Consider the following 25961-nt stretch of genomic DNA (forward strand, 5'->3'; position numbering starts at 1 on the left):
GGGTCAGACGTCCCTGACGACGGCGAACACCCCGCGGACCTCGGCCTCGTCCGGCAGACGCCATCCGGCCGTGATGTGGCCCCGCGCCTCGGCGGCGTCCTCCGCGCCGGGCCGCAGGACGCGGGTCACCCGCACGGCCAGCCGCTCGCCCGGCTCGCCGTCCGCTGCGGTGTGCACGACGACGTCGGTGCCGTGCGGCCCGTCGTCCGTGGTGGCCGACAGGATCGGGCCCCAGGCGGGAGTTCCTGTGAAGCTCCTGGTCACGGTGGGATCGGGGGTGTCGCTCTCGTTCTGGTGCTGCGGCTTGGCATCGCCCCGGAACACGGCGAGAAGCTGGGCGAGGAGGACCGGGTCGTGGGTCCCGTCGTAGATCCATCGCCGGCCCAGGACCCCGTGCTCCCCCGTGCCGATGAGGGCGTGCTCGGCTCCCTCCAGCGGCGCCCCCCGATAGGTGAGCGGGACGTGGTAGGAGACCGGCCGGTCGCCGCTCGCGTCGTTGACCACCATGAACTCCATCCCGACCTCACCCTCGGGATCGTCGAGCCGGAAGCCGCCGGCCTTCGTCAGCTCCGGCCGGCGCCCCGGCGCCTGGTACCAGGGCCGGGCGGGCAGCCACGACGTGAGCAGCTCCAGTTTGCTGGGCGTCAGAGTGGTGTGATGAATGACAGCCATACCGTGCAGGCCTCCGTCGGCGTCCCGTCCCCGTGCTCCCCGGCGTCACCGTCCGGGGCCGATCATCGTCTCACACAGCGCGTGGCGGCGGTGAGCGAAAGCGGACTGGCGGACAGGTCAGGGCTGCGTGAGCTGAAAATCGGCCGCCTGACGGGTGAACAGGCGGGCGTACTCTCCGCCGAGGGCCATCAGCTCGTCATGGGTGCCCTCCTCGGCTGTCCGGCCGTCGGCGAGGACGACGATGTGGTCCGCGGCGCGCACCGTGTTGAGGCGGTGCGAGATGAGAAGGCTCGTACGGCCGCTGCGGTAGTCGCGGAGCCGCTGGTGGACGGCGTACTCGGCCTCGGGGTCGAGTCCCGAGCTGGGCTCGTCGAGGATGAGCAGGTCGGCGGTGTCCGCGCGGAGGAGTGCGCGGGCGAGGGCGACGCGCTGCCACTGCCCCCCGGACAGCAGCACGCCCTGGCCGGGGTCGTCGTCCTGTTCCGCGGCGAAGAAGCGCGACAGGAGGGTGTCGTAGCCGCGGGGAAGGCTCGCCAGCGTGTCGTGGACGTCCGCCCGGCGGGCCGCCTCGTGGATGCGTTCCGGCCGGTCGAGGGAGCCGACGTCGCCGACGGCCACGTTCTCCGCCGCGGTCAGGTCGTAGGCCATGTAGTCCTGGAACACCGCTCCGATCCGGCGGCGCAGGTCGTCGGCGCGCAGGTCGCGCAGGTCGGCGCCGTCCCAGCGGACGCTGCCGCGCTCGGGGTCGTACAGACGGCACAGGAGCTTGACGATCGTGCTCTTGCCCGCGCCGTTGAGGCCGACCAGGGCCAAGCTCCGCCCGTACGGGATGGTCAGGTTCAGGCCGCGGAGCACCCACGGGTGGCCGGGGTCGTACCGGAACCAGACGTCGCGGAGTTCGATGCCGTGCCGTAGCGGTGTCACGTCGCCACCGGTGACGGGCTCGGGCAGGTCGGGTCCGATGGTGACGACGTGGGCGTAGTGGCCGGCCAGGACGAGTGCCTCGTTCAGGTGGGCCAGCTGGATCACCACGCCGGAGAGGGAGGACTGGGTGCCGGCGAGGGCGGCGGTGAGGACTGCCAGGTCGCCGACGCCGGCCTGACCCCCCGCTATCCGGGAGACCAGCACGATCAGCGCGGCCCCCGCGATGACCGTGCTGAGGGCGGTGAGCGCGCCGTTGTAGCGGATGGCCGTCAGGTCCATCCGGCGTTCCGCCCCCTGCTCGGCGGCCAGTTCGCCCAGCATGCGCCGCCGCAGGAAGCCTCCGATGCCGAACAGCCGGATCTCCTTGGCGGCCTGATGGTCGAACATCAGCGTCTGGTAGAACATCCGGCGGCGTTCCGCGGGGGCCATCTCCAGGCGGAGGTACGCCCGCCGGCGGCCGAGCCTGAGCTGGACGATCAGTTCGGGCACGGCGGCCGCGGCCACGACGGCGGCGAGGAGCGGGCTGAGCGTGGCGAGGGCGCCCAGGAGCCCGGCGACGGTGATACCGCCACGTGCCGCTCCGAGCGCCGACTCGGTGACGAGTTGCGGGGCGGTCTGGGCGGACTGCTGGGCCAGCTGGAGTCGATTGTGGAAATCCGGGTTCTCCAGCCTGGTCAGGCCCTGCATGCGGCACACCGCGGTGAACAGTTCGTCGCTGGTGCGCCACGCGATGCGGCGCTGCTGCTCCCGCTGGACGTACCCGGACAGGTGGGGCAGCAGCGCGCTCAGGGCTCCAAGCACGGCCATCGCGGCGGCAAGCGGCGTCGTCGAGGGGCCTGACCCGGTGGTCAGGCGATCGATCAGAAGTTTGGTGAGCCACGTGATCGCGACGGGGGAAGCGCCGTTCAGAACCGCCATGGCGACCTGGGACAGGGCGAGAGCCGGCCCGGCCCGCCAGACGAGCGCCAGGGTGAGCCGCAGCGGCCCGAGTCGTGACCCCACGCCGGTCAGGCCGGGGACGGCACGGCCGTCGGCAGCTCCGGCTTCAGGCTGCTGCCGGCGACGGTCCCGTCGGGGCCGACCAGGAAGAAGGACGGGAAGGCCCTGACCTCGAACGCGTCCGCCATCGCGCCGCCCTCGCTCTCCACGACGACGCTCACGTCGTCCGTGAGGGCGGCGAGCAGCTCGGCGGATCTCTGCTCGCCCTCCACCACCACCGCCAGTACTCGTATGCCGTCGGCCGCGGCGTCACGTGCGGTTGCGACGAAGGTGGGTGCCTTCGGCAGGCAGTGCGGGCAGTCGGTGCTGAAGAACCCGACGAGGGTGCGCTCGCCCGCGAAGTCGTCCGCGGTGACCTTCGTGTCCGTGACCGTGAGCGCGGAGAAGGCCGGGACCTCGGCGCCCACGGCGAGTCCGGGGCTTCCGGGAACCCTCCCGGCAAGGGAGTCCTTGGTGATCTTTCGGAGTTTCCTGATGACCGCGCCGGTCAGGAGCAGGTTCACCAGGACGAGCCCGCCGAGCAGGACGACGGCGGCGGCCAGGACGGCCATGGGCGTTCCCTTCGATTCGAGGGTCATTCGAGGGTCAACGGAGGAGATGGAGCAGGTCGTCGAGGAGCACGACGGCGCCGACGGCGATCGAGGCCCCGAGCAGGCAGAGCACGGCGGCGGGCGGCGCGACGGGCGTGCCGCCCGCCGCGGGCGTCATGGCGGCCCCGGCCACCGCACACGCGACGAGAACGGCGTTGCGCGCCACGTGCCGGCGGTTGACCGGCTCGTCCGATCCGCCGAAGCATCGGCACGCGACGGTCGTTCCGCGCCGCAGCGCCGTCACCAGGACCGCGGCGAACCCGAGGAGCAGGCCCCCGGCGAGCAGGAGGCCCGCCCTGCCGTCGCCGTCGAGGCCGGGCGCCGCCAGCATGGCGACGGTTCCGGCCTCGACGGCGACGACCACCACGGCGGCGGGCGTCCCGAGACGCGGGGGAAGGCCCCCGAGCCGCCGTACCGCCGTGGTGAAATCGCCGAAGGCCCGCCGCGTGCGCAGCTTCGTGAGGACGGAGACCAGGAAGACCCCCATCAGCACGAGCCGGACAGTCAGCACGGCGTAGGCCATTGGACGTGTCGGCCGGCGTCAGCAGTAACCGATGTTCTGCCAGGCGCCGCCGCAGCTGCTCCGCCAGTACGTGATGCAGAGGAAGCCGGTCGGGTTGGGGTAGCAGTCCTTGTAGCGGTTGCAGCCACCCGACGGCCAGTATTCGAAACAGTTGTCGGCCTGGGCTTCGGCACCGGGGAGGAGCTTTTCGAGCAGCCTGTCTCCCAGGCGGTTCAGCTTACGGATCATGGTTTCTCCCTTTGCTGGGTTCGGGCGTGGTAGGCCGCCCGCCCTGTGAGGATGCTCGGCGCGGCCTTCGCCGCGGTTGCGGCCGGTCGCGGGTGCGGCGCAGGCGCCGCGCTACCGCGGCGCTACCTCGGCGCTACCTCGGCGGGACAGAATCGCGATCGGCTGACAGGCCGAAAGGTTGATCATGCAATATTTCGTGATTTCGCTGCTGTCGCTGGCCGTGGTCGCCGGGGTGGTCGCGGCCCGGCGACGCTTCGTCGTGGTACGGGTGGCCGGGACGAGCATGGTTCCGACGTACCAGCCGGGAGATCGGGTGCTCATACGGCGCGGCGGGCGGGCGGTCCTGCGGTGCGGCCAGGTGGTGGTCTTCCGGCGCCTGCAGCCGGACGGCGTCGGCTCTTCTGGACGCGCGTCCGGACTGCGCGGGACGGAGTGGCTGATCAAGCGGGTCGCCGCGATGCCGGGCGACAGGGTGCCCGACCAGGTCGCGCCGGGCGTGCACGCCGCGCCGGGCGACGTGGTCCCGGCCGACCGGCTGGTGGTCCTCGGCGACGGACCCACCAGCCGGGACTCGCGGCATTGGGGCTACCTGCCGGTGAGCGAGGTGCTGGGCGTCGTCATCCGCAGGTTGTCGTGAGACACCTGTCCGCCGCCTCGGGCGAGAGCGGGGGCCGATACGCCGAGGCCGGTCGACGACAGGCGTGCGGAACACCTCCCTAGTTCGGGACACGAGCCATCGGGATTCCGGCGGGGGACGCCCGGTCCGTCAGCAACACGGCGATCTCGGTGGCCTCGGCGGTGTTGCCGAGCCGCTGGAACAGCCGGTGGGCCGCCGCCCAGGACCGTACGGCCCTCTTCTGGTCGCCGCGGTCCCGCTGGGCCCGGCCGAGGGCCCTCAGCGCGAGAGCCTGCTCGTGGAGATCGTGCAGTCCCCGCGTGATGCGCACCGCCTCGGTGAGTGCGCGGACCGCCTCGTCCGCCCGGCCGCCGAGACGGTGGGACTCGCCCAGGACGCGGAGCCCGGTGGCCCGTCCTGACGGGACCGCGTACTCGTCGAACACGGGCATCGCCTGTGCGATGAGCTTCGCCGGGTCCCGGCGCCCGAACCGCAGGGACAGATCTCCGAGGGCGAGCAGGAGGCGGGCCCCGAGCAGCCGCTCGTTCCGCCGCCGGCATATCCGCAGGCCCTCCCACATCTGCTGGGAGACGCGCGTCAACGCGGTGTGGTCGCGGCAGGCGGCGGCCACTTCCCGCAGGGCGAGGGTCCTGGCCACGAGGCTGTTCCCGCGGATCGCCAGGCGCAGCGCGTGGTCCGCGCAGGCGGCCGCGTCCTCGTGGAGCCCCTGTTCCCGGGCCGCGACGGCGCGCAGGCACCACAGACGGCTCAGGGCGGGCTCGTCGCCGATCTCCTCGGCCATGGTCATGGCCTCGTCCGCCGCCGCGCGGGCCTGGTCGGGGTCGCCCGCGCGGCGCAGCGCGAACGCCCGCAGGCACAGCAGGTCGAGCGCGCCGTGCCGTTCACCCGCCGCGAGGAACACCGCGAGTGCCGCCTCGATCGCCTCCGGGTCGGCGCCGCGCCGCACGTCCACGCCGATCATGCGCAGGTGGCCGAGGCCGCGCGTCATCACCGCCTCCCCCCACTGGTCGCCGCCCACCTGGCACGCCCGCAGCGCCAGCTCGTGGGAGGACGACCAGTCCCGGTAGTGGCCGCGGAAGGCGTAGTAGCCGGCCGCGCGGGCGGACAGCTCCCAGGCCGCCTCGCTCATCCCGAGCCGGCAGGCCTGCGCCACCCCCGCCAGCAGGGTCTCCCGCTCGCTGTCGAACCAGGCCGCCGCATCGCCCACCAGGGCTCTGGTGGTGGCGGGGTCGGCGTACCAGCGGGGGGCCGCGCCGCGGATGGCGGAGGCCGCCTGCTCCGGCAGGCCGTCTTCCGCCGCCTCCGCCAGCCCGAGCAGCGCGCCGAGGACGCGGGCGATCGCCGTGTCCCGCTCGCCGGCGGTCTCCTCCAGTTCGGCGCGTTCCCGCGCGTAGAGCCGTACGAGGCCGGGGAGGCGGTAGCGGAACCGCCCGTTCCCTTCGCCGTCCGCGCAGCTCAGGAGCTGGGCGTCGACGAGCTGGTCGGCGTACGTCTCGGCGTCGCGCACCGGCACGTCGAGAGCCGCCGCGAGCATCCAGGCGGCGATGTCGGGAACGTCGAGCAGGCCGAGCATCCGCAGCGCCCGCCGGGCGGTCTCGCCGAGCCTGCCGTAGTCGGCGGCCAGCCCTGCCCGGACCGACAGGTCGCCGACGGCGAGCTCGTCCAGGCGCCGCCGCTCCTCGCGCAGGCGATCCGCCAGGTGTCCGAGGTGCCAGTGCTCGCGCAGCACCAGTTTCGCCCCGGCGATCCGTATCGCCAGCGGCAGATGACCGCAGAGCCGGACGATCTCGGCCGCGACCGCGGGCCGCGCCGCCACCCGGTCCGGCCCGGCGATGCGCGCGAGCAGCTCGGACGCGCATGCCGGGTCGAGCGGGCCGACGCGTACGGCGCGGGCGCTCAGCCCCGCGACCCCGCGCCTGCTCGTCACCAGCACGGCGCAGCCCGGGCCGCCCGGCAGGAGCGGCCTGACCTGCTCCTCGCCCGCGGCGTCGTCCAGCACGACCAGCACGCGGCGATCGGCCAGAAGGGTGCGGAACAGCTCGCCGCGCTCCTCGGCCCCGTCCGGCACCGCCCGCGCGTCCACGCCGAGTGCGATCAGGAACCGCGCCAGCGCCTCGGCCGGGTCGGCCGGCCGCGGGCCGGTCCCGCGCAGGTCGGCGTAGAGCCGGCCGTCGGGGAACGTCCCCCGCAGGCGGTGCGCGACGTGGACCGCGAGCGTCGTCTTGCCGGTGCCCGCCCCGCCGTACAGCGTCACGACCGGCGTCGCGGACGCGTGCCCGCCCGCGCCGGTGAGCCACAGCCGCAGCGACTCCACCGTGTCCCGGCGGCCGGTGAAGTCCGCGATGTCCGGTGGCAGATGGCACGGCACGGTCGTCGCGGCCCCCGTCCGCCCCTCCTCCGCCGGGCCCTCCGCGTCGCTCCCTGCGTCGCCGCCCGCGGTGTATCCGGCTTCGGGGTGCGCGGCGCGTTCGTCCGCGCAGGCCGTCCCCTCCGCCCCGAGGATCTCGTCGATGATCGGACCGGTCGCCTCGTCCCGCAGGACCGCCTCGTGAACCCGCCGCAGCAACCGGCCGGGTTCCACGCCGAGCTCCTCGCCGAGCACGGCCCGCGTCCGCTGGTAGACCCCCAGCGCCTCGGCCTGGCGCCCGGCCCGGCTCAGGGCCAGCATCAGGCAGGCGTGCAGCCGCTCCCGGTACGGATGCAGCCCGGCCGTCTCGGCCAGGCCGGTCACCAGCTCCGCGTGGCGGCCACGGGCCAGATCGACGACGGCCAGCTCCTCACAGGTCAGCAGCCGCTCCTCCTCGAGCCGCCGGGCCTCGTCGGCCACCGGCGCCACGTCCCCGACGTCGGCGAAGGCGGGGCCCCGCCACAGGCCGAGCGCACGCTCGAACAGCATGCCCGCCGTCGCCAGATCGGCGTTTCTCCTGGCGGCCCGCCCCGCCGTCGTCAGTTCCCGGAAGCGCAGCGCGTCCAGCTCCTGCGGCAGTACGGCGACGGCGTAGCCGCCGGTCCCGTGGACGACGCGGTCGCGCTCCCCCATCGCCCGCCTCAGCCGCAGCACGTATATCTGCAGGGTCTTGTTCGCGCTGCGCGGCGGCGTGCTCCCCCACAGGGCCTCGATCAGCGCCGGCACCGCCACCGGCCTGCCCGGCGTACACAGCAGGGCAGCAAGCAGGCGGCGCAGCATCGCCGCGCCCAGCGGGACGGTCACCCCGTCGCGGCTCATCCGCAGCGGCCCCAGAACGTCGAACTCGAACACCGTCACCTCCCGCGAGGCCGGTAACCCTGGCGAGCCTCCGATGGGCCGGGGTGCCCGCCGACTTCCTCCCCCGGCCATGCTCTGCCGTGGCAGCCCCCGTCGCATGGTCACCTTCTGCGGGCTCTTCCGAGCGTCGAAGAGACCGGTATAGGCGAGGTATAGGCCCTGGTGGCGGCCCTGAGAGCCATCGTCCCCCGCCGGTCACGGTCAGCGGCGCCACAGCCTTCGGGACATTCGCGCGGTCAGCTCACGGTCAGTCTGCGGTCAGTTTGCGGACCGGCGACTTGCACGACCGGCGCTGCGCGGGCGCCTGCGAGTCGAAGCGGACGTGCCAGTCGCCCGTGGACGGCACCTTCTTCCGCAGGGTGAACCCGCCGTTCGACCCCGTCGTCGCGGACCCCTGTACGGCGCCGGCGCCCGAGCCCGCGGGGTCGAACCAGAGCCGGACGCGCTGCTGGGGCAGCGGGTCCCACCGGGCGGGCTGCCCGGTGGGCTCCACCCGGACGAGCAGCGTGCCGGTGTGGGTCGCCTTCCTGCCCCGCTTGCCGCTCCTGGGTTTCGCCGAGTAGATGATCCTGGTCCGGGCCCCGGCGGATCGCACCGTCGAACGGACCTCGGCGCTCCTGGCGGTGGTCAGGCGCGCGCGGTCCTCGGTGGAGCCGCGGAACTCCGCCGACCAGAAGCCGGACTCGGTCGCCGTCACCGTCGCGTCGAACCGGCCCGACCTGCCGGTGACGACCCGCGCCACCTCCCTGCGGGCGAGCATGTCGTCGGCACGGAACAGCAGGGCGACCGTCCGTTCGGGAAGACCGCCCCAGTCGTCCTTGCCGGTCGTCGCCTGCAGGCGGCCGGAGACGGTCAGCGGGCTCCCCTCGTCGACCGGGTCGGGGGACAGTTCGACGCCGTCGATCCTCGACCGCCGCGGCTTGTCCTCGGCGTGGACCTCGAACTCCCGCTCCTCGACGATGTCGCCGGCGGCGACCTCGACGCGCCAGCGGCCCGCCGCCGCGTCCCGGCCGAACACGTGCCCGGCCCGCCACCGCTCCTCGAAGGGTGTGCGCTCCACGCACTCGAAGCGCAGCCCCGTACGGGACTCGTCCGGAGCCGTCAGCTCGCCCCTGACCTCGTCGGCCCGGCCGCTGGTGACCACCTCGACGGTCACCTCGGTCGCGTCCTCGCCGCCGATCGGGACGGGATCGGGATCCACCTCGACCGACTCGATCTCCACGAGAGCGTCGCCGAGGGCGGGCCGCCGCAGGAGCCGCGCGAGCAGGTGACGGTTGATCCTCATATCCCTCAGCACACCTTCCGGTAGGGCGCCTCCGGCACGAGGCGCCGCCAGTCGTCTTGTCCCAGGGGGCCGCCCGCCCGCGCGCAGGCCTCCGCCGCGGCCCGTTCCGGGTCGACGGTGAAGCGCCGCAGCGTCCCGTCCCTCCCCGCGCTGTAGAGGTACCGCCCGTCGGCGTCGAAGGCGAGCGCGAGCACCGGGCCGGTGTGGGCGGCGTACGGCAGGCCGAGCGGCGACCGGGAGGCGGCGTCCCACAGGCGGACCTCCCCGCTCGTGCCCCCGGTGGCGATCAGCCGCCCGCCGGGCGCGTAGGCGAGCGCCACGACGTCGTCGAACCGGCCCTTCTCCGGGGCGAGCGTGCCCGCCCGCCGCAGCGTGCGCGCGTCCCACAGGCCCACGCCCGCCTCGTGGAAGCCGGTGGCGATCGTCGAGCCGTCCGGGCTGAAGGCGATTGACCGCACGCCGTCGAGCACCGGCCCGAAGGGACGGCCGGTGACCGTGCCGGCGGCCAGGTCCACCAGGGCGGCGTCCCGCCCGCCGATCGTGAGGGCCCGGCCGTCCGGACCGACCGCCATGACGTCCCATCCGGTCCTGCGCGGGACGGGAATCTCCACGCCGCGGGACAGGTCCCACACCCGGACGGGCCCGTACTCGCCCGCGACGGGCGCCGCGGCGAGGACGTGGCCTCCGGCGGCCAGCCCGCCCACGGACGCGGCCCCCACGATCGGGACCCGGCGGAGCAGGCGGCCGTCCGGCACGTTCCACAGGCTCACCGTCGCGGCGTCGTCGCCCGAGGCTCCCGTGCCGTCCGGGCGGGGCGCGGAGGCGAGCGTGCGGCCGTCGGAAGCGAAGACGAGCGCCCCGGCCGGGACGCCGCCGAGGGACGGCCCCAGGCGGGCGCCCGTGGCCGGGTCCCACAGCAGCGGTCCCGTCCCGTCCGGCGCGACGGCGAGCGTCCGGGCACCCGGAGCGAAGGCCGCGGCGGCGGCCGAGGGAGCGACCGCCGTCGAACGGGCGCCCGCCGCGGCGTCCACCGTGGCGACCCGGCCTCCGCTCAGCAGGTAGCGCAGGACCGGGCCGCCCGCCGTGCCCGTCGCGACCCTGATGTCCGGCATGCCGGTGGTGTCCTCCGGCGTCGAGTAGGCCAGCAGGCCGCCGCCGTCCGCGCTCCAGAGGCCGACGCCGGTGCGGTCGAAGGTCAGGACGAGGCGGCCGCCGTCGCCGTACGCGAGCCAGACGGCGGAGGCGCCCGCCAGGACGGGGCCGCGGCGGCGGCCGGTGGACAGGTCCCAGAACCCCACGTCCTCGCCGCGGCCGACGGCGAGGGTGTGGCCGTCGGGACTGAAGGCGACGGCATCGGCACGCCCGCCGGCGGGGGCGGTGAGCCTCCGCGCCCGGCCGGAGCGCCCGGCCGCCGGCTCGTACAACCGGAACCGGCCGTCGTCCAGCAGCACGGCGGCGTGCCGTCCGGAGACCGCGACGCCCTCCACCCGCTCGTCACGCACGTCCAGCAGCTCGACGCCGCCGAGGGCGTCCCAGACCTGGCCCCGGTGACCGGGCGTGAGCACGGCGAGACGCCTGCCGTCCGGGCCGAAGGCCATCTCCAGCGCGCCGTTCCCGAACGGCGGCCCGAGCGGGCGGCCGCTGCCCAGGTCCCACACGCGCAGCGTGCCGCCGTTCGAAACCGCGAGGCGGCGGCCGTCGGGGCTGAGCGCGACGGCGTCGGGAGCGGGCCCGATGCCCTGGGCGCCCCCGGCCACGCGGTGCGCGGCCACATCCCACAGGACCACCCGGCCGGCGTCGGCGACCACGAGCAGGCGGCCGTCCCCGCTCAGGTCGAACCGGGCCCCGGCGGTGACGGGCGGCGGCGGGTCGATCCGCCGCAGGGGCTGAGCGAGCGAGCTGTAGAGGGCCGCCCGGGCCTCGGGCACCCCGGCCAGCCGCCACGCGGCCACGCTCAGCGCCATCGCCCGCGCGGGATCGGACGAGCGCGAGGTCTCGGCCAGCGCGGCGAGCCGCCGGGCGACGGCCACGTCCCGCTGCCGCTCGGCGGACGACTTCTGGTCGAGAGCCAGCCCGGCCGAGGCCGCCGCGACCGCCACGAGCACGGCGAGCGCGGCGGTGAGGCGGCGCCGCCGCCGGGCGCGGAGCCGGGCGAGCGCCCGGGACTCGTCGAGGAACGCCTTCTCCAGCGTGTTCAGCGTGACGTGGTGGCGCGTGGTGGCCGCCCAGCCGAGCGCGGTCTCCAGCGCCGTCCCCTGGTAGAGGTCGCCGGGACGCCGCCCGTGCCGGTCCCACAGGCGGGCGGCCTCGGTCAGGGGCCGCTGCACGCGCAGGCCCGCGCGGTCCGCGTCGACCCACCCGTGCAACCGGGGCCAGGCCCGCAGCAGCGCGGCGGCGGCGAGGGCGACCGTCTCGCCGTCCCGGACGACGAGATCGGCGCGGGCGAAGCCGGACAGCACCCGGGCGGCGGTCTCCCGGTCGACCACGCCGTCGAGGAGCTCGTCCTCGGGCACCCGGCGGGGCAGGTCGTCACCCCCCTCCCCCGGCGCGACCATCCGCAGCATGATCCGCGGCACCAGCGCCTGGTCCGCCGGGGCGAGCGCGCCGTACGCCTCCTCGGCCACGGCCGCGAGCGAGGGCGGCGCGAGGGCCCGGGACGGCCCTGTGCTCTCGGCCCTACGGGTGCTCTCGGCCCTACGGGTGCTCTCGGCCGTACGGGTGCCCTCGGCCGTACGGGTGCCCTCCGCGAGCAGCCCCTCGCCCCGGCCGTACGGCGACGGGTGGCCGAGCAGCGCCGCGAGGAGGACGGCCGCGTCGGGCCTGGCCTCCGGGTTCTTGTCGAGCGCCCGGGCCACCAGGCCGCGCAGCGGCTCCCGCAGCGCCGTCAGATCCGGATCGGCGGCCAGGATGCGGTGCAGCAGGGCCGCGACCCCGGTCAGCGCCTGCCCCGGCGGGCCGGGAGCGCCGCCGGGCACCGGCAGTGGCGTGGTCCCCCCGGCGAACGGCTCCCGGCCGGTGGCGGCGAACAGCGTCACCGCTCCCCAGGCCCAGATGTCGACGGCGGGGCCACCCCGGGCACCGACCACGATCTCCGGGGCCATGAAGGCCGGTGTGCCGGCGACGTGCCCCGTCGTCGTCAGCGACATGTCGGCGGTCCTGGCGATGCCGAAGTCGATGACCCTCGGGCCGTCCGGGCCGATCAGCACGTTGTCCGGTTTGAGGTCGCGATGGATCACCGACGCCTCGTGGATGGCGGCCAGCGCCGTCGCGATGCCCGTGGCGAGGCGGTGCAGCTCCTCCGGCCCGTACGGCCCGCTCCGGGCGACCGCCGCGCGCAGGCTGGGCCCGGCGACGAACTCGCTCACGATGTACGGCCGGGGGCCCTCCAGGTCGGCGAAGATGACCCGGGCCGTGCAGAACGGCGCGACCCGGCGCGCCGCGGCGACCTCCTTGGCGAACCGCGCCCGCGCCTGCTCGTCCTCCACCTCGCCCGCCGGGCGCAGGACCTTGACGGCGACCCGCTGCCCGGCCTCGTCGTACGCCTCGTAGACGACGCCCTGCCCGCCCTCGCCCAGGCGGCCGGCGAGCCAGTAGCCGCCGAGCCTGCGCGGGTCGCCGGGGAGCAGGACGGTCGCCATCCGGACCTCCCGCCAGCCGCGGACCGCTTGCCCCGATCGTGCTACGGGTGCCCGCCGCCGCCAAGACCGGACGGGTGATCGACACCTAGCCCCCGGGCGGCCGGCCGCCTCACCTGCGTTGGTGATGCGCGAGCAGCCGGGTGAGAAGGCGGGTCAAGGTCTGCCTGTCCTCGGCCGGAAGCGGTCCGAGCAGGTCGTCCTGCACCTTGTCCAGTGCCCGGTCCATACGTCGCAGTTGTTCCTCACCCGCCACGGTGAGGGCCACGATGTTGCGCCTGCGGTCCTCCGGGTCCGGCGTCCGCTCGACGAAACCCTGCCCGGCCAGCTGGTTGATCGCCGCCACCACGTCGCTGCGGTCCATGCTGCATCGGCGGCCGAGCTCGGCCTGACTGGCCACCCCGAACTCGTGCAGCGCGGCCAGGATCCGGTAGTGGTACCCGCGCGCGCCCACCTCGCCGAAGCCGTCGGACGCCAGCCGGTGGGCGTGCACCGCCAGCTGGGTGAGCAGCCAGCTCGGCTTCGCGGTCAGGCGTGCGGGTGTCTCCTCCACGTCAGCCACCCTACATTGTTGGCGCAACCAATGAATCCATGTATGGTTGGCGCTACCAACATTGGCAACGCCAACAAAAAGAGGCCGTCATGTCCACGGACAGTCTGATCGCCGACCGCATCGAATCTGTCCACCGGCGAACGATCTCCCGAGACCAGACGCCGGCCGTCCGGACGGCCGGGCGCACGACGAATCCCCTGGAGTCAGCAGCATGATCAAGCCGTTCCGCATCGACATTCCCCAGGCCGACCTCGACGACCTGCGAGACCGGCTCACCCGCACCCGCTGGCCCAACGAGGTCGCCGACGCCGGATGGGACTACGGCTTCCCGCTGGCGCGGCTCAGAGAACTGGCCGAACACTGGCGCACCGGCTACGACTGGCGCGAGCACGAGGCCCAGCTCAACGAGCTGCCGCACTTCATGACGGAGATCGACGGCCAGAGCATCCACTTCGTCCACGTCCGGTCGCCGAAGCCGGACGCGCTCGCGCTGATCCTCACGCACGGCTGGCCCGGCTCGTTCCTGGAGTTCCTCGACGTCATCGAGCCGCTGTCGCGCGACTTCCACCTGGTGATCCCGTCCATCCCCGGGTACGGCTTCTCCGGGCCGACCCACGAGCGCGGCTGGGACATCGTCCGGGTCGCGCGGGCCTGGGCCGAACTGATGCGCCGTCTCGGGTACGAGCGCTACGGCGCGCAGGGTGGCGACTTCGGCTCGGGCATCTCACTGGCGCTCGGCGCGGTGGCGCCCGGGCAGGTCGTCGGGGTGCACGTCAACTACCTGCCGACCCGGCCGGACCCGGACGCCGGCATCGAACTGTCCGAAACGGAGGAAGCCCGGCTGGACAAGGTGCGGCAGCTGATGGCCAACCGCCCGCCGTACCAGGCTCTGCAGGCCACCACCCCGCAGACCATCGGCTACGCGCTGACCGACTCGCCGGTCGGCCAGCTGGCCTGGATCGCCGAGCGCTTCGCGCAGTGGACCGACCCTCGCTCGCGGATCAGCGACGAGCGGGTGCTCACCGACGTCTCGCTGTACTGGCTCACCGCCACCGCGGCCTCCTCGGCGCGGCTGCACCGCGACGCCCCGCGGCGGACCGAGCCGTGCCCGGTGCCGGTCGGAGTGGCGGTGTTCGCGCACGACATCACGCAGTCGGTGCGGCCGCTGGCCGAGCGGCTGTACGACATCAGGCACTGGTCGGAGTTCGAGCGCGGCGGCCACTTCGCCGCGATGGAGGTGCCGGAACTGCTCGCCGAGGACGTCCGCGACTTCTTCCTCACCTACGACGCCCCGCTCGCCACACGTCGGGGAGACGGTCAGTAGGGAGAGGCCGAGTTGCGCTCCGCCCAGAGCCTCTCGGCGTCGGAGCCCGCCGGAGGCGGCGCGATCCCGTTGATCATCCAGAGGTCCTCACTGGTCTCGTCGACATGGAACTCCCAATGCAGTCCCGCGTGCCGTTCGAGGTGGGGCCGCAGCATGCCCTCGATCCATCGGGCGGTCCGTCGCCGGCTCTCCCGGTCCGGGTTGCGGCGGGCGATGTGGTCGATGACGATGCGGACCCCGGCCGGGGTGGGCTCCCCGCCGACGTGGAAATCCTCGGGCCGGGTCTGGTGGAACAGGGTGACCACGTAGAACCGGGGCAGCCCGACCTGTTCGTAGTGGTCGGTGATGCGGGAGGCGAGCCGGTGCTTCTCCTCGTCGGTGAAGATCCCGGGCGTGTGATGAATGCTCCACAGCGGCATAGCGGTTCCGTACTCCTCGAGATGCGGCGTCAGCGGGCGGCGGAGAAGGTCAGGCGCTCAACGGGGCCGGACAGCGCCGCCTTGGCGGCGATGGACGCGTCGTCGGCGAGCACCTCCACGTCCCCGGCCTCCAGACCGTCGACGATGCGCGCGGCCACCTCGGCCGGCGTCGCCTTCGGCGCCTCGACGGCGGAGACCATGTCGGTGTCGATGAACCCCGCGTGCACGCCGACGACCTGGGTGTTCTGGCGCGCCAGTTCCAGCCTGAGGGAGTTCGTGAGGGACCACGCCGCCGCCTTGGACGCCCCGTAGGCCCCGCTGCCGGCCAGCCAGGACAGCGCGGAGTGCATGTTCACCAGCGCGCCCCCGCCGTTCGCGGCCAGGATCGGCGCGAACGCCCGGGCCACCCGCAGCGGCCCGAAGACGTTGACGTCGAACGTCACGGTGGCGCGTTCGAGGTCACCCGTCAGCAGCGGGGCCGGCAGCAGGATCCCGGCGTTGTTGAACACGATCTCGGCGTCGGCGGCGGCCCCCGCGAGGGCGGCGACCGACGCCGCCGAGCCGACCTCCAGCTCGGCGGTGACCACCTCCGGACGGTCGTCGGTGTACGCGGAGCGCGCCGTCGAGTACACCTTCCGCGCCCCGCGCGCCAGCACCTCGTCGACCAGCGCCGCGCCGAGACCACGCCGGCCCCCGGTCACCACGACCACCCTGCCCGCTACTGCGACCACGACATCTCCCCCTGAGTAACGACCTCGTTAGTGAGAGGATTGAATCACGCCACGCTGGATAACGCAAGCGTTAGTTACAATGACGGGGTGGCGATGAGATTCGAAGAACGACTGAGCGACCGGGACGCATGGTCGATCGGCGAGGGATGCTCGGCAGGGCGGGTGCTGGACCTGCTCAGCACCAAGACGGTGTTCCTGGTGGTCCGCGAATGCTTCTACGGCACGACCAGGTTCGACGACTTCGTGACGCGGACCGGGACCTCGGCGCCCGCGGTGTCGCGGGCGCTCAAACAGCTGAAGGCCGCGGGCATCGTCGCATCCGTTGTCTACCGGGAGCCGGGGAGCCGGGCCCGCGACGAGTACCGGCTGACCGAGGCCGGGGAGGACCTGCTGCCGGTGTTCCTGTCGCTCCTGCAGTGGGGTGACAGGTACCTGCAGGACGGCCGCCCGCCCCTGTCGTTCGTCGAGGCCGGTTCGGGCCGTCCGATACAGGTCCGCGTGACCGCCGACCCGGCGCCGGAGACGACGTGCGACGACATCGAGATCCGGCTGAACCCCGCCTGGCGGCGCGATTAGGCGCTGTCACTCGGACATACGGGCAGCCGTCTCGACGAGCCGGTTGGCGTAGCCCCACTCGTTGTCGTACCAGCCGAAGACCTTGACCAGTTCGCCGTCCGCCTGGGTGAGCGCGGAGTCGAACACGCAGGACGCGGGGTCGCCCACGATGTCGCGGGACACGATCGGGTCGGTGCTGTAGCGCAGCACGCCCTTCAGTTCCCGGTCGGCGGCGTCGGCGAAGGCCCGGTTGACCTCCCGCACCCCGGCCGGGCGAGACAGCACCACCGCGAGGTCGGTGAGCGAGCCGTCCTCGACCGGGACGCGCAGCGCGACGCCGTCCAGCCGGCCCGCGAGCTCGGGCAGCACCTCGCCTACCATCCGAGCGGCCCCGGTCGTGGTCGGGACGATGTTCACGGCGGCCGAGCGGGCCCTGCGGGGGTCCTTGTGCGGGGCGTCCAGCAGCCGCTGATCGCCGGTGTACGCGTGCACGGTCGTCATGAAGCCGTGGACGACGCCGAAGTTCTCGTGCAGCACCTTCACCATCGGGGCCACGCAGTTGGTGGTACAGGAGGCCATCGAGACGATCTCGTGGCGGCGGGGGTCGTACGCCGCGTCGTTGACGCCGGGGACGATCGTGACGTCCACGCTCTTGCCGGGCGCGGAGATGAGCACGCGGCGGGCGCCGCCCTTCAGGTGGCGGGCCGCGTCGTCCCGGGTGCGGAACCTGCCGGTGGCCTCGATCACCAGGTCGGCGCCGTAGGCGGCCCAGTCGATGTGCGCCGGGTCGCTGTGCGCGGTGACCGGGATGCTGCGGCCGTCCACGTCGATGGAGGAGGCACCCGCGGTCACCGGAACGCCGAGGGGGCCGTGCGTGGAGTCGAACCTGAGCAGATGGGCGAGCGTCACCGCGTCCGCGAGGTCGTTGATCGCGACGACCTCGATGCCCATGGGCAGCGCGCGGCGCAGCACGGCCCTGCCGATCCTGCCGAATCCGTTGATGCCGATTCTCATGGTGATCCTCCTCAGCACTGGCTGTGCCGCAATCGTCCGCCCCTGCCGGAAGCGGTCGTAGGGGCCTAAGTGCCGCGGGCAGAGGCGTAACTGCCTTCACACGTGGGTCTTCCGCCTCTCCATCCGCGCGGGGTGACGGCAGTGGGATGGAGGCGCTGTCAGGAGGAGGAAGAGATGCGTGTGAAGGTCGCCGAGGTCATGGCCCGCGACGTCCCGGTGGTGGAGGGCGACACGCCGTTCAAGACGGTCGCCCAGGCGCTGATCGCGGCGGACGTCGGAGCCGTTCCCGTGGTGGACGCCCAGGGCCGGGTCATGGGCGTCGTCACGGACGCGGACCTGCTGCTCAAGGAGGAGTTCAAGGACCAGTACGCCCACGAGGGCTACCGGCCGCCGCTGCGGGCCCGGCTGCGCCACCTGTTCGGCCGGGAAGGACGCGGCGGCCGCGCGAAGTCGCGCGGCGACACCGCCGCCGAGCTGATGACCACGCCCGCCGTCACGATCGGCCCGGGGACGGCGGTGGTGTTCGCCATCCGGCTCATGGACGAGCACGGCGTCGCGCACCTGCCGGTCGTCGGGACCGACGGCGCCCTGGAGGGCATGGTCGGCCGGCACGACCTGCTGCGGGTCTTCACCCGCCCGGACGCCGACATCGCCCACGAGATCACGACCGACATCCTCGGCCGCTCCCTCTTCCGGGACATGAGCATGGTCGACGTGACGGTCGACCAGGGCGTCGTGACGCTGGCCGGCCGTCTACGCCGGCGCAGCGACGCTCTGACGGCCGCCCGGCTGGCGCGCGGAGTCAACGGTGTCGTCGACGTGGTCGACCGGCTGGAGTGGGAGGAGGACGACACCCACACCTGGCGCCACCGCTGACGCATCCCCTGCCCGGTGCCGGCTGCGCGGCTCAGCCGGCCGGCCCGGGCGGTGAGCGTTCCGCCTCCGCCGTGATGGCGCTTCGCGCTCGGGCACGGTCTGCTCCTCCTGGGCCCGCCGCACCTCGTCGATCCCGTAGGAGATCTCCGGCGCGTACGCGTGCACCGGCAACTGCCACGCGTACAGGACCAGCAGACGGCATCCACGCGACCGCGCCTCCTCGAACGCGTAGGTCAACGCGGCCTCCGCCTCGGCGGAGCCGTCGGCACCGGCCACGATCAGCTCGTGCGGCGCCGACACCTCAGGCCGCACCACCACGAACGGGACCGGAACCTGACCGGCGAGATGCGTGCCGACCGAGCCGAGCAGCATGCCGGCGAACCCGCCGTGACCCCTGCTGCCGACCACGAGCTCCACGCCACCGGCGGCCTCCCGGCGCAGCACCGTGACCGGCCCGCCTGGGCCGAAGGTCCCACGATCATGGGACTTCGGGGCGGTCGCGGCGTGCCGTACGGCTCCTGCGGCAGGGCCGCTGATCGCGGTTTGCTTGAGGTGTCAAAGACAGAGCAAAGACGCGAACACGTTGAAAGGGGCCGGTCATGGCCACCATCGAGAGGCGCAACCAGAGGACTCACCTCGACGCCGCCACCACCGCGCCCCGGACGACCCCCGCCACTGCGCCCCGGACGACCGCCGGCCCCGCCCGGTACGCCTGGGCCGCCGCCCGCATCGCCATCGGCTGGGTGTTCCTGTGGGCCTTCCTGGACAAGACCTTCGGCTTCGGCTTCGCCACCCCCGCCGCCAAGGCCTGGATCAACGGCGGCAGCCCCACCACCGGCTTCCTCAAAGGCACCGCCGACAACACCTTCGGCGACCTGTTCAACACCCTCGCCGGACAACCCTGGGTCGACTGGCTGTTCATGACCGGCCTGGCCGGCATCGGCACCGCCCTCATCCTCGGCATCGGCATGCGCATCGCCGCCACCACCGGCACCCTGCTCCTGCTCCTGATGTGGGCCGCCGAACTCCCCCTCACCACCAACCCCTTCATGGACGAGCACATCGTCTACGCCATCGTCCTGATCGGCCTGACCCTCGCCGGCGCCGGCACCACCCTCGGACTCGGCACGACCTGGACCAACACCACCCTGGTCCGCCGCCTCCCGATCCTCAAGTAACCCCGCCGGGTCTCACGGCCCATCGACTCCAGTGCCCGCCCCGGCTGCCGGGGGCGGGCACTGGCATGTCTCCGGGACGGAACCCGCACCTGAAGAAGAACCTCGCTTCCGGCGCGCCGGGGAACCTACTGCTCGCGGGGCAGGCCGGGCGGATTGACCAGGGACTCGGGGACGGCCTCGTTGGGCAGGCCCCACCGGGCGAGGACCTTGCCGTAGGTGCCGTCCTTGATGAGGGCGTCGACGGCGTCGCTGATCGGCTCGGCCAGCCCGTTGCCCTTCTGCGTCATCGCGGCGATGAGCCCCTGGAGCGACGGGCCGGCGCCGGAGTAGGTGCCGACGATCTTCGTGTCGCCGCTCACCGCGGCGTGGTACGCGGAGGTGGGATTGGGTGCGAAGTACGCCTGGATCCGGCCGGACTTCAGCGCGAGGTAGGTGTCGGCCGGCTGCTTGTAGTACTGGATCCGGACGGGCTTCAGCCCGGCGGTGCGGTTCTGCTTGTCCCAGCCCAGCAGGATCTTCTCCTGGTTGGTGCCCGAGCCCACGGCCACGCTGAGCCCGGCGACGTCGGCCGGCTTGGCGATCGAGGTGATCGTGCCGTCCTTCGGCACCTCCCAGGCCAGCTGGTCGAGGCGGTAGGTGGCGAAGTCGTAGATGTCCTTGCGCTCCTCGGTGACCGTGATGTTGGAGAAGCCGGCCGCGTACTTGCCGGACCGCACGGCGAGGAACAGGTTCTCCCACGACGTGGCCTCGAAGCGTGGCTTCAGGCCGAGCACGTCGGCGACGAGGGAGGCGATGTCCTCCTCCACCCCGATCGGGGTGACGTTGTCGTCGGCGAGGAACGACAGCGGCGGGTTGAACGTGGTGGTGCCGACCAGGAGCTCCCCCTTGGCCCGGATCGCGGCGGGCACCTGTGCGGCGATCGCCTCCACCTTCGTGGCCCGGATCCGGTTCTGCTCCGGACTCGTGTTGATCTTCAGTACGCCGGGCGGGGCCGCTGCCGCGGGGGCCGCGTCGGTCACGGCGTCGTCGGGGACCGTACCGCAGGCGACGAGCAGCAGCAGGGCGGACAGGCCGAGCACGGACAACCGGGATGCGGAAGACATGCGATTTCCTTGGAGGTCAGAGCACCTTGCTGAGGAAGGCGCGGGTACGGTCGTGCCTCGGCCGGTCGAGCACCTGCGGGGGCGGGCCCTGCTCGACGATCCGGCCGGCGTCCATGAAGACCACGGTGTCGGCGACCTCGCGCGCGAAGCCGATCTCGTGGGTCACGACGATCATGGTGGTGCCGCTGCGGGCGAGCGCCTTCATGACTTCCAGCACCTCGCCCACGAGTTCCGGGTCGAGTGCCGAGGTGGGCTCGTCGAACAGCACGACCTTGGGCCGCAGCGCCAGGGCCCGGGCGATCGCGACGCGTTGCTGCTGTCCCCCGGACAGCTGCCGCGGGTAGGCGCCGGCCTTGTCGGACAGGCCCACCTGCGCGAGCAGCTCGGTCGCCAGCGCCTCGGCCTCGTCGCGGGGCCGGCCCTGGGCCGAGACCGGGGCCTCGGTCACGTTCTGCCGGACGGTGAGGTGGGGGAAGAGGTTGAAGTTCTGGAAGACGAAGCCGATGTGGGTGCGCTGGCGCAGGATGTCGCGTTCCCGCAGCTCGTACAGACGGTCTCCGGAGCGCCGGTAGCCGACGAACTCGCCGTCGATGGTGACGTACCCGCGGTCGATCTTCTCGAGATGGTTGATGCTGCGCAGCAGCGTCGACTTGCCCGAGCCGGAAGGACCGATGACGACCGTCACCTCGCCGGCCTGGACCCGCAGGTCCACCCCGCGCAGGACTTCCAGCGGGCCGTAGCTCTTGTGGACGCCGCGCACGTCGACCATGGGCGTGCTCATCGCTGCCCGCCTCCGTTCGCGGCCAGGCGCTGCCGCCGGGCGGCCCGCCGTACGGTGAGGATCCGGCGCGCCCGCTGCACCGGCGTGGGCGGCAGGGCCCGCGCGAGGCCCCGGCCGAACCTGCGTTCCACGTAGTACTGCGCGGCCGACAGGACCGTGGTGAGGACGAGGTACCAGATCGCGGCCACCAGCAGCATCGCGATCACCCGGCCGTTGCGGTTGTAGATCACCTGCACCTGGTAGAACAGCTCGGGCAGCGCCATGATGTAGACGACCGAGGTGCCCTTGACCAGGCCGATGATCTCGTTGCCGGCGGCCGGGACGATCGAACGCATGGCCTGCGGAAGCCGGATCCGCAGGATCTGCCTGGCCCTCGGGATGCCGAGCGCGGCGGCCGCCTCCAGCTGACCCGGTTCCACCGACAGGAAGCCCCCGCGCACGATCTCCGCGGCGTACGCCGCCTGGTGCAGCGCCAGGCCGAGCGCGGCGGCCGTCACCGGTCCGATCAGCTCCATCGAGTCGACGGAGAAGAACGCGGGCCCGAACGGCACCCCGAACGAGATCTGCTTGTACAGCGCGGCGAGGTTGTACCAGAACAGCAGCTGCAGGATGAGCGGCACCGAGCGGAACAGCCACACGTAGCCCCAGGCCACCGACGTGAGCAGCGGCACCCGGGACAGTCGCATCAGCGCGAGCACGGTCCCCAGCAGGAAGCCGAGCACGATGCCGAGCGCGGTCAGCTCGACGGTGAACAGCACCGCGTGCAGCACCGAGGGATGGAACAGGTACGCGCCGACGACCGGCCAGTCCCAGGCCGGGTTGGTGATCAACGCGTTGACCGCCATCGCCAGCAGCACCGCCACCACGGCGCCGGCGATCCAGCGTCCCGGGTGACGCGCCTTGACGACGGTCAGGGAGCCGGCGGACTCCGCCGCCTCCTCCTCGATCACGGCGGGCGCGGTCATCGTGCCTCCGCGGTGGCGAACGAACGGACGGTGGTGAGCACGTGGGGCTCGGGGGTCATGGATCAGTCCTCCCGGCGACCGCGTCTGATCGCGGGCGTCCCGACATGTCCCTATCTTCAGCACAGAGATCCATATACCGTCAAGACCTACTTGTTTAGTAGGTAATAGTCTACGATCTCTCCGCAGGCGTACGAGCGACAGGAGGTCCGATGCCGCGGACATGCGTGTTCATCCGATACGGCCGCCCCGAGACGGAGGCGCCGGCACGAGGAGGGCGCGCGAGCGCCGGCCACGGCGACGTGGCGTGGGGAGAGCCGCGGTGAGCGACCGGCACCTCCTGGACAACCCCGTGTGGGCGTCGCTCACCGGGCCACACGCGCGCTTCGCCGAACGGTACGGCAACGCGCTGCGCTACCCGGACGACGTCTCGCCGTTCTTCGCGCTGCCCGGCGAACCCGGCCCCGCGGACTGGAACGACCTCGCCGCCCTCGCCGGACCCGGCGCGATCGTCCCGGTCACCGGCGGCGCCCTCGCACCGCCGGACGGGTGGGAGGTGGTGGCACAGGGCGCGGGCGTGCAGCTGACCGGCGACGACGTGATCCCGGCACCGGACGAGGAGGCGGTCCGCCTGGGGCCGGCGGACGTGCCGGAGATGCTGGACCTCGTCGCGCGCACCCAGCCGGGCCCGTTCCGGCCGCGCACCGTCGAGATGGGCACCTACCTGGGCATCCGTCGTGACGGCGCACTGGTCGCGATGGCCGGGGAACGGCTGCACCCGCCCGGCTGGACGGAGATCAGCGCGGTCTGCACCGATCCGGCCTACCGCCGCCAGGGCCTGGCGTCGCGGCTCGTGCCGGCCGTCGCCGCCGGCATCCGCGCCCGCGGCGAGACCCCGTTCCTGCACGCCGCCGCGAGCAACACGTCCGCGATCCGGGTGTACGAGGGGCTCGGCTTCCACCTTCGCCGCCGGACGACGTTCGCGACCGTCCGCGTGCCCGCCGACGTGCCGGTCGCGTGAACGCCCGCCGACCCTGAGGCCGCCTTCCTGGGCGACATGGGTGCCGATTGACGACAAAACCTTATTTTCCTACTGTATTAATAGGTTTCAACGGGCCGAACTGTCAGGAGTCCCCGTGACCAAGCAGATCCATCTCGCCGCGCACTTCCCCGGCGTGAACAACACGACGGTCTGGTCCGACCCCGCGTCGGGCAGTCAGATCGACTTCGACTCGTTCCGCCATCTGGCCCAGACGGCCGAGCGCGGGAAGTTCGACTTCTTCTTCCTGGCCGAAGGACTGCGGCTGCGCGAGGCGAAGGGACGCATCCACGACCTGGACGTCGTGGGCCGCCCGGAGTCGCTCACGGTCCTGTCCGCCCTCGCCGCCGTCACCACCCACCTGGGGCTCGCCGCGACGGTCAACTCCACCTTCAACGAACCGTACGAGGTGGCGCGACGGCTCGCCACGCTCGACCACCTGAGCGGCGGCCGGGCCGCGTGGAACGTGGTGACCAGCTTCGACGCCTTCACCGGGGAGAACTTCCGCCGGGGCGGCTTCCTCGCCGAGGCCGACCGGTACACCAGAGCGAAGGAGTTCCTGCAGACCGCGAGGGAGCTGTGGGACTCCTGGGCGCCCGACGCCGTAGCCGCGGACCGGGAGTCGGGGCGGTTCCTCCGGCCCGGCGGCGTCGCGCCCTTCCGGCACCAGGGCCGGCACTTCGACATCGCGGGGCTGTTCACCACGCCGCGGGGCCCGCAGGGCCACCCGGTGATCATCCAGGCCGGCGACTCCGCCGAGGGCCGGGAGTTCGCCGCGTCGTCGGCCGACGTGATCTTCAGCCGGCACAGCAAGCTGGAGGAGGGCCGCGCCTTCTACCGTGACGTCAAGCGCAGGCTCGCCGCCTACGGACGGCGGCCCGAGGACCTGAAGATCCTCCCCGCGGTGACCTACGTACTCGGCGACACCGAGGCCGAGGCCCGGGAACGGGCCGTCGAGATCCGGCGCGCACAGGTCAGCCCGCAGACCGCGATCTACTTCCTGGAGGCCGTGTGGGGCCGCGATCTGTCGGGATACGACCCCGACGGCCCGCTGCCCGACGTCGAGCCGAACCTGGACGAGGGCGTCACCAAGGGACACGCGGCGTTCCGCCGCGACCGTGGCGAGGTGGTGGCCAAGTGGCGCGCCCTCGCCGAGGAGAAGAACCTGTCGATCCGCGAGCTCGCCATCGAGGTCTCCGCACCGCAGACCTTCATCGGGACGCCGCGCGCGGTGGCCGACGAGATCGATCGCTTCGTGCAGACCGACGCGGCCGACGGCTTCATCTTCGTGCCGCACCTGACTCCCGGCGGGCTCGACGACCTGGTCGGCAAGGTGGTCCCCCTGCTTCAGGAGAAGGGCGTGTTCCGGGCCGACTACACCGGGCCCACGCTCCGCGACCACCTCGGCCTCTCCCCCCGCACTCCGAACCGCACCGAGGAGATCTGATGACGCTGCATCTCGCCGTCGCACTGGACGGGGCGGGCTGGCACCCGGCCGCCTGGCGGGCCGAGGGCGCGCGGCCGGACCGGCTGTTCACCCCCGGCTACTGGGCCGAACTCGTCGCGGAGGCCGAGCGCGGCCTGCTCGACTTCGTCACCTTCGAAGACGCCCTCGGCCTCCAGTCCTCCCATCTCAACGAGCCCGACGGACGCCTCGACCAGGTGCGCGGGCGGCTCGACGCGGTGCTGATCGCGTCGCGTGTCGCCCCGCTGACCTCGCGGATCGGCCTCGTGCCGACCGCCGGCACGACCCACACCGAGCCGTTCCACGTCGCGATCGGCATCGCCTCGCTCGACCACATCAGCCGCGGCAGGGCCGGGTGGCGGCCCCAGGTCTCCGGCCGCCCCGACCAGGTCGCCCACTTCGGCCGCCGCCCGCCGTTTCCGCCGCAGGACTACTCCCCCGATCGGGACGGCGCCTTCGGCGAGCACGTGCGGGACCTGTTCGCCGAGGCCGCCGACGTGGTCGAGGTGGTCCGCCGTCTGTGGGACAGCTGGGAGGACGACGCCGAGATCCGCGACGTCGCCACCGGCCGTTTCATCGACCGCGACAAGCTGCACTACATCGACTTCAGCGGCGACCGCTTCAGCGTGAAGGGTCCCTCGATCACGCCGCGCTCCCCCCAGGGCCAGCCGCTGGTCACCTCTCTCGCCCACGACACGGTGCCGTACGAGTTCGCGGCGAAGGGGGCCGACGTCGTGTACGTCACGCCGCGCGACCGCGAGGACGCCACCGCGATCGTCGAGCGCGTCCGGGCGGCGGAGGCGGCCGTCGGACGCACCGAGCCGCCGCTGCGGATCCTCGCGGACCTGGTGGTCTTCCTCGACGCCCGCGACGCGGCCGGCCGCAAGGCGCGGCTGGACGACCTCGACGGCGCCGAGCTCGAGTCGGACGCCCGCGTCTTCACCGGCACCCCCGGGGAGCTCGCCGCGCTGCTGCTCGACTGGCGCAACGCGGGGCTGGCGGGCTTCCGTCTCCGGCCGGGCGTGCTGCCCCACGACCTGGCCGCGATCACCCGCGGCCTGGTGCCCGAGCTGCGGGCGGCAGGGGCGTTCCGGACCGCGTACGACACGGGGGACCTGCGCGGACGGCTCGGCCTCGCCCGCCCCGCCAGCCGCTACGCGAAGGCGTCATGAGCGCCGCATCCGGCACGGGAAAGACGCGAGG

Annotated in this window: 22 protein-coding genes and 2 pseudogenes; 8 read left to right on the forward strand and 16 right to left on the reverse strand. The window is 73.2% G+C overall.

Annotated elements, in window-relative coordinates; translation table 11 throughout:
- Positions 1-3: 3 nt before the first annotated feature.
- From HHX41_RS36725 to HHX41_RS36745, 5 genes are all read right to left on the reverse strand, one after another.
- On the reverse strand, positions 4-672 hold the full coding sequence (locus HHX41_RS36725; protein WP_182909633.1) for a maltokinase N-terminal cap-like domain-containing protein: 669 nt from the start codon (positions 670-672) through the stop codon (positions 4-6).
- Between the two features lie 117 nt (positions 673-789).
- Positions 790-2598 (reverse strand): ABC transporter ATP-binding protein, encoded by a 1809-nt coding sequence (locus HHX41_RS36730; RefSeq protein WP_310742344.1) that lies wholly within the window; start codon positions 2596-2598, stop codon positions 790-792.
- 5 nt (positions 2599-2603) lie between these two features.
- Positions 2604-3173: a peroxiredoxin gene (locus HHX41_RS36735; RefSeq protein ID WP_169984934.1), complete on the reverse strand. Its 570-nt coding sequence runs from the start codon at positions 3171-3173 to the stop codon at positions 2604-2606.
- Positions 3174-3180: 7 nt separating this feature from the next.
- Positions 3181-3696, reverse strand: coding sequence for a MauE/DoxX family redox-associated membrane protein (locus HHX41_RS36740; RefSeq protein ID WP_182909634.1), 516 nt, complete (start codon positions 3694-3696; stop codon positions 3181-3183).
- A 30-nt stretch (positions 3697-3726) separates the two neighbouring features.
- Positions 3727-3936, reverse strand: coding sequence for a hypothetical protein (locus tag HHX41_RS36745; RefSeq protein WP_169984937.1), 210 nt, complete (start codon positions 3934-3936; stop codon positions 3727-3729).
- Positions 3937-4120: 184 nt separating this feature from the next.
- On the opposite strand from HHX41_RS36745, the gene HHX41_RS36750 reads away from it, so the two are divergent.
- Complete coding sequence (locus tag HHX41_RS36750) at positions 4121-4573, forward strand: S26 family signal peptidase (protein ID WP_169984938.1); 453 nt, start codon at positions 4121-4123, stop codon at positions 4571-4573.
- A 79-nt stretch (positions 4574-4652) separates the two neighbouring features.
- Here HHX41_RS36750 and HHX41_RS36755 read toward each other — a convergent pair whose 3' ends face one another.
- From HHX41_RS36755 to HHX41_RS36770, 4 genes are all read right to left on the reverse strand, one after another.
- Positions 4653-7832, reverse strand: a complete 3180-nt coding sequence (locus tag HHX41_RS36755; RefSeq protein WP_182909635.1) for a BTAD domain-containing putative transcriptional regulator — start codon at positions 7830-7832, stop codon at positions 4653-4655.
- A gap of 253 nt (positions 7833-8085) precedes the next feature.
- Positions 8086-9123: a hypothetical protein gene (locus HHX41_RS36760; RefSeq protein ID WP_182909636.1), complete on the reverse strand. Its 1038-nt coding sequence runs from the start codon at positions 9121-9123 to the stop codon at positions 8086-8088.
- 5 nt (positions 9124-9128) lie between these two features.
- Entirely contained in the window at positions 9129-12761 is a 3633-nt protein-coding gene (locus tag HHX41_RS36765; protein ID WP_182909637.1) for a WD40 repeat domain-containing serine/threonine-protein kinase, read from the reverse strand.
- Positions 12762-12870: 109 nt separating this feature from the next.
- On the reverse strand, positions 12871-13311 hold the full coding sequence (locus tag HHX41_RS36770; RefSeq protein WP_182909638.1) for a MarR family winged helix-turn-helix transcriptional regulator: 441 nt from the start codon (positions 13309-13311) through the stop codon (positions 12871-12873).
- Between the two features lie 211 nt (positions 13312-13522).
- Between HHX41_RS36770 and HHX41_RS36775 the strand changes: the two genes are divergently transcribed.
- Positions 13523-14635 (forward strand): epoxide hydrolase family protein, encoded by a 1113-nt coding sequence (locus HHX41_RS36775; RefSeq protein ID WP_182909639.1) that lies wholly within the window; start codon positions 13523-13525, stop codon positions 14633-14635.
- Here the strand turns inward: HHX41_RS36775 and HHX41_RS36780 are convergent.
- Complete coding sequence (locus HHX41_RS36780) at positions 14629-15054, reverse strand: tautomerase family protein (RefSeq protein WP_182909640.1); 426 nt, start codon at positions 15052-15054, stop codon at positions 14629-14631. The genes HHX41_RS36775 and HHX41_RS36780 overlap by 7 nt on opposite strands.
- Before the next feature lie 29 nt (positions 15055-15083).
- Complete coding sequence (locus HHX41_RS36785) at positions 15084-15785, reverse strand: SDR family oxidoreductase (RefSeq protein WP_169984945.1); 702 nt, start codon at positions 15783-15785, stop codon at positions 15084-15086.
- A 93-nt stretch (positions 15786-15878) separates the two neighbouring features.
- Here HHX41_RS36785 and HHX41_RS36790 point away from each other — a divergent pair, with 93 nt between their 5' ends.
- On the forward strand, positions 15879-16361 hold the full coding sequence (locus HHX41_RS36790) for a helix-turn-helix domain-containing protein (RefSeq protein WP_220504765.1): 483 nt from the start codon (positions 15879-15881) through the stop codon (positions 16359-16361).
- A 6-nt stretch (positions 16362-16367) separates the two neighbouring features.
- On the opposite strand, the pseudogene gap reads toward HHX41_RS36790, so the two are convergent.
- Positions 16368-17399 (reverse strand): annotated as a pseudogene (gene gap / locus HHX41_RS36795) (type I glyceraldehyde-3-phosphate dehydrogenase); the annotation flags it as partial.
- Positions 17400-17528: 129 nt separating this feature from the next.
- On the opposite strand from gap, the gene HHX41_RS36800 reads away from it, so the two are divergent.
- Positions 17529-18230: a CBS domain-containing protein gene (locus HHX41_RS36800; RefSeq protein WP_182909642.1), complete on the forward strand. Its 702-nt coding sequence runs from the start codon at positions 17529-17531 to the stop codon at positions 18228-18230.
- Positions 18231-18314: 84 nt separating this feature from the next.
- On the opposite strand, the pseudogene HHX41_RS41405 reads toward HHX41_RS36800, so the two are convergent.
- Positions 18315-18767, reverse strand: a pseudogene (locus HHX41_RS41405) (universal stress protein); the annotation flags it as partial.
- Between the two features lie 62 nt (positions 18768-18829).
- Between HHX41_RS41405 and HHX41_RS36810 the strand changes: the two are divergent.
- Positions 18830-19408 carry a hypothetical protein gene (locus HHX41_RS36810; protein ID WP_182909643.1) on the forward strand — a complete coding sequence of 193 codons (579 nt, stop codon included), beginning with the start codon at positions 18830-18832 and terminating at the stop codon, positions 19406-19408.
- 125 nt (positions 19409-19533) lie between these two features.
- Here the strand turns inward: HHX41_RS36810 and HHX41_RS36815 are convergent, their stop codons facing one another.
- From HHX41_RS36815 to HHX41_RS36825, 3 genes are read right to left on the reverse strand one after another with little or no spacing between them, the layout of a single operon-like run.
- Positions 19534-20511, reverse strand: a complete 978-nt coding sequence (locus tag HHX41_RS36815) for an ABC transporter substrate-binding protein (RefSeq protein ID WP_182909644.1) — start codon at positions 20509-20511, stop codon at positions 19534-19536.
- A gap of 16 nt (positions 20512-20527) precedes the next feature.
- Complete coding sequence (locus tag HHX41_RS36820) at positions 20528-21292, reverse strand: amino acid ABC transporter ATP-binding protein (RefSeq protein WP_283246883.1); 765 nt, start codon at positions 21290-21292, stop codon at positions 20528-20530.
- On the reverse strand, positions 21289-22257 hold the full coding sequence (locus HHX41_RS36825; RefSeq protein WP_182909645.1) for an amino acid ABC transporter permease: 969 nt from the start codon (positions 22255-22257) through the stop codon (positions 21289-21291). Before HHX41_RS36825 ends, HHX41_RS36820 begins: the two co-directional genes overlap by 4 nt.
- 319 nt (positions 22258-22576) lie before the next feature.
- Here HHX41_RS36825 and HHX41_RS36830 point away from each other — a divergent pair, with 319 nt between their 5' ends.
- The 3 genes from HHX41_RS36830 to HHX41_RS36840 all read left to right on the forward strand — a co-directional run bounded on the left by HHX41_RS36830 (position 22577) and on the right by HHX41_RS36840 (position 25930).
- Complete coding sequence (locus HHX41_RS36830; protein ID WP_310742345.1) at positions 22577-23275, forward strand: GNAT family N-acetyltransferase; 699 nt, start codon at positions 22577-22579, stop codon at positions 23273-23275.
- 115 nt (positions 23276-23390) lie between these two features.
- Entirely contained in the window at positions 23391-24740 is a 1350-nt protein-coding gene (locus HHX41_RS36835; RefSeq protein WP_310742346.1) for an NtaA/DmoA family FMN-dependent monooxygenase, read from the forward strand.
- A complete protein-coding gene (locus HHX41_RS36840; RefSeq protein WP_182909647.1) occupies positions 24740-25930 on the forward strand; it encodes an LLM class flavin-dependent oxidoreductase in 1191 nt (396 codons plus the stop codon). Before HHX41_RS36835 ends, HHX41_RS36840 begins: the two co-directional genes overlap by 1 nt.
- The last annotated feature ends 31 nt before the right edge of the window (positions 25931-25961 follow it).

The organism is Microbispora sp. H13382 (assembly GCF_014161445.1).
Lineage (GTDB): Bacteria > Actinomycetota > Actinomycetes > Streptosporangiales > Streptosporangiaceae > Microbispora.